This is a genomic window from Mesorhizobium sp. M7A.F.Ca.MR.362.00.0.0, assembly GCF_004023175.1.
GTDB lineage: Bacteria > Pseudomonadota > Alphaproteobacteria > Rhizobiales > Rhizobiaceae > Mesorhizobium.
In genome coordinates this window covers 3,542-11,650 of the sequence record NZ_RZTF01000200.1, presented here as the reverse complement: position 1 = coordinate 11,650, position 8,109 = coordinate 3,542, and the positions used below count along the sequence as shown (strand labels likewise).

Sequence of the window (8,109 nt, the reverse complement as noted above, 5' to 3'; positions counted from 1 at the left end):
GCGCCGTAACGACAATCCCTTCACCAATCTGCCGAAGGAAATCGACTACAAGGTCTTCACCACCGCTTTCGACGAGACGGTCGGCGCCGAGGAGCTGTGCGAAGAGGAAGAACTCGACCGGCTGCGCGCCTTCCTCGACAAGCAACTGGCCAATCTGTCCGGCGTCGTTGGGCGGCTGGCCAACCGGCTACAGCGCCGGCTGATGGCGCAGCAGAACCGCTCCTGGGATTTCGACCTGGAAGAAGGTTACCTCGACCCGGCAAGGCTGGTGCGGGTCGTCATCGACCCGATGCAGCCGCTGTCGTTCAAGCAGGAGCGCGACACCAAATTTCGCGACACGGTGGTGACGCTGGTGCTCGACAATTCCGGCTCGATGCGCGGCCGGCCGATCACGGTCGCGGCAACCTGCGCCGACATATTGGCGCGCACGCTGGAGCGTTGCGGCGTCTCGGTCGAGATCCTCGGCTTCACCACACGGGCCTGGAAGGGCGGGCAGGCGCGCGAGAAATGGCTGAAGGATGGCAAGCCGCCGAATCCTGGCCGGCTCAACGATCTGCGCCACATCATCTACAAGTCCGCCGACCATCCGTGGCGGCGGGCGCGGCGCAATCTCGGCCTGATGATGCGCGAAGGCCTGCTCAAGGAAAATATCGACGGCGAGGCGCTGCTGTGGGCGCACAACCGGCTGATCGCCCGGCCCGAGCAGCGCAAGATCCTGATGATGATCTCGGACGGCGCGCCGGTCGACGATTCAACGCTGTCGGTCAATCCGGGCAATTATCTCGAGCGCCATCTGCGCGCCGTCATCGAGCTGATCGAGACGCGTTCGCCGGTGGAACTGCTGGCCATCGGCATCGGCCACGACGTCACGCGCTACTACCGCCGCGCTGTCACCATCGTCGATGCCGAGGAACTGGCCGGCGCAATGACCGAGCAGCTGGCTTCGCTGTTCGCCGAGGAAAGCGCGAAGGATACGCGACGCGGCGGTGGTATGCGGCGCGCCGGATGATTTCCAGGCGCGGCGGGTTTCGGCAGACGCTTTTCGCCGCCATCGTCCTGCTTTCCGGCGTGGCTTCGGCGGCAGCCGGTTCGGCCGACTCTGGTTCTGTCGAACCGGTCGAAATCTCGGCCCGCCCGATCACCCAATTCCACATTGGCCGTGCCGACAAGCAGTTCGGCGCTTTCGAATTCGTCGGCGGGCTGGAGATGACCTCGCCGACACGCGATTTCGGCGCGCTGTCAGCCTTCCGCTTCCTGAAAGCCGGCGGTGATTTCATCGGCGTTGCCGACACCGGCTTCTGGTTCTTCGGCACGGTGGTCCGCGACGCGGAAAAGCGACCCTCCGGCATCCAGAATTTCCGCATGCAGCAGATGGTCGACCAGACCGGCCGGCCGATCGACAGGAAATGGGAGGTCGATGCGGAAGGTCTCGCGGTCAAGGACGGCATCGCCACTGTCGGCTTCGAGCGCAGCCACCGCGTCGCCCAGTTCAAGATCGACCCCAACGACATGAAGGCGCCGTTCAAGCCGCTGGATTTCGTCGTGCCGGCCCGGGAGCTGCGCCAGAATCGCGGCTTCGAGACCGTCACCCACGCCAATGCCAACGGCCAGCATGAGGGCGGCCTGGTCGTGGTCTCCGAGAAGAGCCTGGACAAGGCCGGCAACATCTATGCCGCCATCATCGAAGGGCCGCACAAGGGCGTCTTCACCGTCAAGCGCAATGGCGATTTCGACATCACCGACGGCGCCTTCCTGCCGGATGGCGATCTGTTGCTTCTGGAGCGCAGTTTCTCGATGGCCAGCGGCGTCAAGATGCGGCTGCGGCGCATCTACGGCGAAAGCGTCGAGAAGGGCGCGGTCGCCGACGGGCCGGTGCTGCTGGAGGCCGACATGGACTACCAGATCGACAATATGGAAGGGCTAGACGTCTGGACCCGCGACGACGGCGCGCTGATGGTGTCGCTGATCTCCGACGACAACCACTCGATCCTGCAGCGCAACCTCTATCTGGAATTCATCCTCCACCAGGATTGACCCGCCGGCTTTACGTCCTGGTGGCGATCCAGATGACATGGCGGGCGCCGCGCTTGCCGTTGGCGCGTGTGTTGACCTCCTCGACCGCGAAGCCTGCCTGCTTCAGCCGCCGCGTGAAGCCGCTGTCGGGGCCTTGCGACCACACCGCCAGCACGCCGCCGGGTTTCAGGGCGCTGCGTGCGGCTGCGAGGCCTTGCACGCTGTAAAGTGCGTCGTTGGATTTGTGGACGATGCCTTCCGGGCCGTTGTCGACATCGAGCAGGATGGCGTCCCAGGCCGCGGGCCGCGACCGGATCAACTGCCCGACATCGGTTTCCTGGATGGTGACGCGAGGATCGTCGAGACAGCCGTCAAAGATTTCGGCCATCGGGCCACGTGCCCAGGCGACGACGGCGGGCACCAGTTCGGCGACGACAATTCCGGCATCATTGGCCAATTCTGTGAGTGCGGCGCGCAAGGTAAAACCCATGCCAAGCCCACCGATCAGGATTGTGGGCCGGCTATGGCCGGCAATCCGCTCACAGGACAGTTTTGCCAGCGCTTCCTCGGAACCGCTGAGGCGGCTGTTCATGAGCTCGTTGGTGCCCAGCATGATCGAGAATTCGGTGCCGCGCCGCTTGAGGCGAAGTTCTTGTCCGCCGTCCGGGGTCTTTGCCGAATCGAGCTGAACCCACGGGATCATGATCTTTGTCCGACCATGATCTTTTCCGAAAATCGGGTCCCACTTTTCGGGATCATGGTTTAAGCCGCAACCGCCGGCTGGCTCCAGCGGGCCGCGAGCAGACGGTAGGGGATCAACGCCACCACGGCGATGATCAGCTTCACGCTGAGGTCGCCAAGTGCCCAGGAGATCCAACGCATGGCGTCGACATGGAACACGCCCATCAAAGGTGCGGTTTCCAGCGCGAAGCCGTCGTTGGGACCAGCGAAGGCAAAGGCGGCGGAGAAGGCGACGGTGAAGAACACGGCGGTGTCGAACACCGACCCGACCAGCGTGCCGACGATCGGCGCGCGCCACCAGCTCTGGCGGCGCAGCCGGTTGAAGACAGTCACATCGAGCAATTGCGCGGCAAAGAACGCCGCTCCGGACGCGGCCGCGATCCGCACCAGCCGGTCGGCGGCGGTCTCGAATTCGATCAGGCCGTGACGGAACAGGAAGGGCGGGACAAGGATCGAGCAGATCACCGCCGTCATGAAGCCGACAAAGACGATCCGGCGCGCCACAGTGGGGCCGTAACGGCGGTTGGCGAGGTCGGTGACCAGAAACGAGAAGGGATAGGTGAAGGCCCCCCAGGTCAGAAGGTCGGCCAGCGAGAGGCCGCCGATCTGGCCCTGCATCGGGAATTGCACGAGAATGTTCGATGCCACGACGACAAGCGTCATGGCGGCCACGAAGGGTAAGTATCGCGAGAAGAAAGTCATTTTTTTATCCTGGGTAATGGAACCAGCGGAACGTATTCCTAAATCGGATTACGCTAGCTTCGGAATTTGAGCATCGGATTGCCGAAACCTTGCGGCTTCGATCCGATGCCTAGGCCAACAAAAGGTTGGCCAGAGGCCAACAACAAGAGGTTGGCCAGGGCGGTCGTCCCCCGCCTTTGAACTGTTTTAAGCGGCAGCCTGTTCGGCGGTCTTCTTGGCGATCTGCTTCTTCAGCAAACGGGCGCGCTGCGACAATTCCTTGACGTCGGCCTTGGCCAGGAAGGCGTCGAGGCCGCCGCGATGTTCGACCGAACGCAGCGCGTTGGCCGAAATGCGAAGACGCACGTTCTGGTTCAGCGCTTCCGAAATCAGCGTCACATTGACGAGGTTCGGCAGGAAGCGACGCTTGGTCTTGTTGTTGGCGTGGCTCACATTGTTGCCGGACATGACTGCCTTGGCAGTGAGTTCGCAGGTGCGGGACATGGTTCTAACCTTCAGTTCTCGGGTCTGCCAAACACTCAAGCCCACGCCGGGTGGCGCGCGGTTCTGGTCAGGCGGCCTTATGGAAAAAGTTGGCGTTCCATAGTTGCATTTCGCCGAGGCGTCAAGCTCCGGCTTGCCCACGGACGCGCCCGTCATTTCATATTAAGGCCGGAATTCATCCTATAAGCGGTTCCATAGGGACATGCCAGACCGGAGTTGCCCGCCTCCGGCCGAAAATCAAGGACCCGATCCCGCCATGCTTCGTTCGCCACATGCCCTTGTTGCCATGCTTGCCATAGCTTTGCCGTCCGCCGCGTCTGCTGCCTCGCCGCAGTCGTTCAAGGGCGAGTACACGGTGTCGTTCCTCGGCCTTTCGATAGCGAAATCAACGTTTTCCAGCCGCTATGAGAACGGCGCCTACGCGATCCAAGGCAGTGTCACCGCGGCAGGGCTGGCCAAGCTGTTCGACGACACGCGTGGCACGATCTCATCCAAGGGCACGATCGCGGGCAAGAAAATGGTGCCGCAGGCATTCCGCGCCGACTACACCTCCGGCAAGAAAGCATCGGTGGTCGATATCCGCTTTGCCAATGGCAGGGTCACCTCGACGAAGGTCGTACCGGCACCGGGCAAACGCGACCCCAAGAACTGGGTGCCGCTCGGTGCCGGCGACCTGGCGTCGGTGCTCGATCCTATGGCCGCCACCGTCATTCATGCCGACAGTCTCGACCAGGTCTGCGGCCGCACGGTGAAGTTCTATGACGGCGAGATGCGTGCCGACCTGACGTTGACCTACGCGTCGAAAGGCACGATCTCGGTCCCAGGCTACAAGGGCGACACCGTCACCTGCCAGATGGGCTTCGAGCCGGTGGCGGGTTATCGCAAGGGCCGCAAGGCGCTCAACTATCTCAAGAACAAAAGCCGCATGATGGTGACGTTTGCACCGCTCGGCCAAACCGGCGTATATGCGCCGATCCGTGCCACGGTGGGCACGCAGATCGGCACCTTGACCATCAGCGCCGGGCGTTTCGAAGCCGTACAATAGCCAGGCGCGGAATTGGCGCGCCACTGGAGACAGAATGGGGCGCGCAACACTGATCGGCTTTTCGGCGGTCGCCATGTGGGCGTTGCTCGCACTGCTCACCGATGCGTCGGGCCAGGTGCCGCCGTTCCTCTTGTCGGCGATCACCTTCTCGATCGGCACCGGGGTCGGGCTCATCGCGCGGCTGTTCATGCCGGCACCCGACAAGAGCCAGAAGATACCGCCGCAGGTGTGGCTGATCGGCATTGCCGGCCTGTTCGGCTACCACTTCTTCTATTTCACCGCGCTGCGCAATGCGCCGGCGGTGGAGGCGAGCCTGATCGCCTATCTGTGGCCGCTGCTGATCGTGCTCGGCTCGGCGCTGATGCCGGGCGAAAAACTGGCCTGGAACCATGTCGTCGGCGCGCTGCTCGGCCTTGCCGGCACCGTGCTGATCGTCACCAAGGGTGGCGGGCTGGCCTTCGACGCCCGCTATTCCTTCGGCTATGCCATGGCTGCCGTCTGCGCCGTCCTGTGGTCGTCCTATTCGTTGTTGTCGCGGCGCTTCCCGTCAGTGCCGACCAGCATCGTCACCTGGTTCTGCGCAGCGACCGCGGTGCTGTCGCTCGCCTGCCACCTGGCGCTGGAACAGACCGTTCTGCCTGTCGGCGCCGGCCAGTGGCTGGCGGTGCTTGGCCTTGGCCTGATGCCGGTGGGCGCTGCCTTCTATGCCTGGGACATCGGCGTCAAACGCGGCAACATCCAGGTGCTGGGTGCCGCAAGCTACGCCGCACCGCTGTTGTCGACGCTGGTGCTGATCGCGGCCGGCGTCGCCGAGCCGTCGCTGCGCATCCTCGCCGCCTGCGTGCTCATCACCGGTGGCGCGGTGCTCGCCGCAAAATCCCTGTTCCTGCGCAAGCCTGCGGCGACCGAGAGCCGAGCCGGGTCATCCGAAGGCGGAGCCCAGGGCATCCAAAGGCGGAGCCGGGCATGACGATGCCGTTTGCGGGCGGCATCGACGCCAATGCCAATGCGACACTGATCTTTTCGCTGGCGGCGGCGGTGATCTATGCGTTCACGCTAGGCATGCCGCCGACGCTCGCCCGCTCGGCGGCAAAGACGCTTGCCGTGGCGATGCTTGCCGTGCTGGCCGGACTGCAGGGCGGCCCGCTGCTGCTGGTCGCCGCGCTCGCCCTCAGCGCCGCTGGCGACGCCTTCCTGTCGCGCGACGGCGAAAAGGCCTTTCTCGGCGGGCTGGCCAGTTTTCTCGTCGCCCACATCGTCTATGTCGCGCTGTTCCTGCGCAGCGGTGGCGGATTGGGAGTGCTTGGCGCCGAGCCGTGGCGCGGAGCGATCGGGCTCGCCATGGCGGTGTTCGTGGTCATCATGCTGGCGGCGCTGTGGCGTCGCGTCGGTCCCGGCCTGCGTATCCCGATCACCGTCTATATCGCCGCGATCCTGGCAATGGGCATCTCGGCGCTGACAACAAGCAATATGTGGGTGATCGGTGGCGCCGTGCTGTTCATGGTATCGGACGGGCTGCTCGCCACCGAGAAATTCCTTGTCGCCGCCATCTCGCCCCACCGCGCCTGGATGCGCTTCGCCGTCTGGGCGCTGTACTACGCCGCCCAGCTCGCGACGACACTTGGGTTCCTGCTAAATTTGGGTTCTTATTGAGTTAGGGTTGTTTCGGCTGCCAGCCGGGTTCGGCCAGCTCAAAGGCGGCAAACTCGAAGCCCGGCGCGACGGTGCAGCCGACCAGCGTCCATTCGCCCAGGCTGCGCGCCGACTGCCACCAGCCTGCCGGCACGACGATCTGAGGCCGCTCACCGGCTGCGAGATCGATGCCGAGCACCTGCTCCACAACGGTACTGCCTTCCTCCCACATCGCCAGTGCCAGTGGGGCGCCGGCATGGAAATGCCAGACCTCGGCGGCGTCCTTGACCCGGTGCCAGGCCGAAACCTGATGCTCCTCAAGCAGGAAATAGATGGCAGTCGAATGGCCGCGCGCGCCGCCGGTGCCATCGCGAAAGGTCTCGGCATACCAGCCGCCTTCCGGATGCGGCTTCAGGCCGAGCGTCGCGATAATTTCTGCGGAGCTGGTCATGGCGACGATACTACCGGGCCTAGAAATTGTCCTTGCGCTTGCGGATTTCGGCAAAGACCTCGGCGTCCGAAGCTTTCTCCAGCCCCAGATGCTTGCGGATCGCCGGATCGTGCCAGCGCAGGAAGGGATTGGTCGACAGCTCCTCGCCGATCGTCGTCGGCAGCGTCGGCTTGTTGTCGGCGCGCAGCTTTTCGATCCTGGCGGCGCGTTCCTTCAATGCCGAATTGGTCGGGTCGACGGTCAGCGCGAAACGGGCGTTGGAGAGCGTATACTCGTGGCCGCAATAGATGGCCGTTTCAGCCGGAAGTGCAGCCAGCTTCTTCAGCGATTCATACATCACCGGCGGCTTGCATTCGAACAGCCGTCCGCAACCCAGCGCAAACAGCGTGTCGGCGGTGAACGCCACACCCGAAGCCGGCAAATAGTAGGAAACGTGGCCGGCGGTGTGGCCGGGCGTGGCGATGACTTCGATCTTTTCATCGCCAAGATGGAGAACTGAGCCGTCTTCGACGGTCTCGTCGATGCCGGGGATCTTGGCCTTTTCTGCTTCCGGGCCGACGATGCGCAGCTTGAAGCGCTCCTTCAGCGCCAGATTGGCCTCGACGTGATCCATGTGATGATGCGTGGTCAGGATCATCGTCGGCGTCCAGCCAGTGCGCTTTATCGCGGCCAGGATAGGCGCTTCCTCGGGCGCGTCGATGATCGCGGTCTGGCCGCTTTTGGGATCATGCACCAGCACGCCGAAATTGTCGCTGCGGCACATGAACTGTTCGATTTCGACCGGCATCGCATCTCTCCGTTTATGGCCGCAGACATAGGGCGCCGGCGCGTGGATGTCATCCCGGATGTCGAATGACATCTCGGAATGTCGGATGTCGCGGCCTTTTGTTGAAACCCGCCGATATCACGGCTACATCCCTGCCATGCATTCCGACATCGTCGATCTTCGCTCCTTCTATTCGACAACACTCGGCCGTTTCGCCGAGCGTTCGATCACCATGGCGTTGTCGTCGATATGGGCAGCGGTACCCAACGAGCGGCT

General features: G+C 63.6%; 9 protein-coding genes and 2 pseudogenes. 6 read left to right on the top strand and 5 right to left on the bottom strand.

Annotated elements, in window-relative coordinates; translation table 11 throughout:
• Together EOC06_RS22290 and EOC06_RS22285 are read left to right on the top strand one after the other, a co-directional pair.
• Positions 1-1,009: pseudogene (locus EOC06_RS22290) on the top strand (cobaltochelatase subunit CobT); the annotation flags it as partial.
• Positions 1,006-2,034, top strand: coding sequence for an esterase-like activity of phytase family protein (locus tag EOC06_RS22285; RefSeq protein WP_128308803.1), 1,029 nt, complete (start codon positions 1,006-1,008; stop codon positions 2,032-2,034). The pseudogene EOC06_RS22290 and the gene EOC06_RS22285, both read left to right, overlap by 4 nt.
• Positions 2,035-2,044: 10 nt before the next feature.
• Here the strand turns inward: EOC06_RS22285 and EOC06_RS22280 are convergent, their stop codons facing one another.
• From EOC06_RS22280 to rpmB, 3 genes are all read right to left on the bottom strand, one after another.
• Positions 2,045-2,716 (bottom strand): hypothetical protein, encoded by a 672-nt coding sequence (locus tag EOC06_RS22280; protein ID WP_128308802.1) that lies wholly within the window; start codon positions 2,714-2,716, stop codon positions 2,045-2,047.
• 59 nt (positions 2,717-2,775) lie between these two features.
• Positions 2,776-3,456 carry a queuosine precursor transporter gene (locus EOC06_RS22275; protein ID WP_128308801.1) on the bottom strand — a complete coding sequence of 227 codons (681 nt, stop codon included), beginning with the start codon at positions 3,454-3,456 and terminating at the stop codon, positions 2,776-2,778.
• A 186-nt stretch (positions 3,457-3,642) separates the two neighbouring features.
• The gene (rpmB, locus tag EOC06_RS22270; protein ID WP_013529373.1) at positions 3,643-3,939 is read right to left on the bottom strand and encodes a 50S ribosomal protein L28; all 297 of its coding nucleotides are present in this window, start codon (positions 3,937-3,939) and stop codon (positions 3,643-3,645) included.
• A 256-nt stretch (positions 3,940-4,195) separates the two neighbouring features.
• On the opposite strand from rpmB, the gene EOC06_RS22265 reads away from it, so the two are divergent.
• The 3 genes from EOC06_RS22265 to EOC06_RS22255 are packed head-to-tail and all read left to right on the top strand — an operon-like array spanning position 4,196 to position 6,637.
• Positions 4,196-4,984 carry a DUF3108 domain-containing protein gene (locus EOC06_RS22265; RefSeq protein WP_023811078.1) on the top strand — a complete coding sequence of 263 codons (789 nt, stop codon included), beginning with the start codon at positions 4,196-4,198 and terminating at the stop codon, positions 4,982-4,984.
• 34 nt (positions 4,985-5,018) lie between these two features.
• Positions 5,019-5,954 carry a DMT family transporter gene (locus EOC06_RS22260; RefSeq protein WP_127266959.1) on the top strand — a complete coding sequence of 312 codons (936 nt, stop codon included), beginning with the start codon at positions 5,019-5,021 and terminating at the stop codon, positions 5,952-5,954.
• Positions 5,951-6,637: a lysoplasmalogenase gene (locus EOC06_RS22255; protein WP_128308800.1), complete on the top strand. Its 687-nt coding sequence runs from the start codon at positions 5,951-5,953 to the stop codon at positions 6,635-6,637. Before EOC06_RS22260 ends, EOC06_RS22255 begins: the two co-directional genes overlap by 4 nt.
• A 1-nt stretch (position 6,638) precedes the next feature.
• Here the strand turns inward: EOC06_RS22255 and EOC06_RS22250 are convergent, their stop codons facing one another.
• Together EOC06_RS22250 and gloB are read right to left on the bottom strand one after the other, a co-directional pair.
• On the bottom strand, positions 6,639-7,067 hold the full coding sequence (locus EOC06_RS22250) for a cupin domain-containing protein (protein WP_128308799.1): 429 nt from the start codon (positions 7,065-7,067) through the stop codon (positions 6,639-6,641).
• Between the two features lie 19 nt (positions 7,068-7,086).
• Positions 7,087-7,854: a hydroxyacylglutathione hydrolase gene (gene gloB, locus EOC06_RS22245; protein ID WP_128308798.1), complete on the bottom strand. Its 768-nt coding sequence runs from the start codon at positions 7,852-7,854 to the stop codon at positions 7,087-7,089.
• 136 nt (positions 7,855-7,990) lie between these two features.
• On the opposite strand from gloB, the pseudogene EOC06_RS43135 reads away from it, so the two are divergent.
• Positions 7,991-8,109, top strand: a pseudogene (locus EOC06_RS43135) (SAM-dependent methyltransferase); the annotation flags it as partial.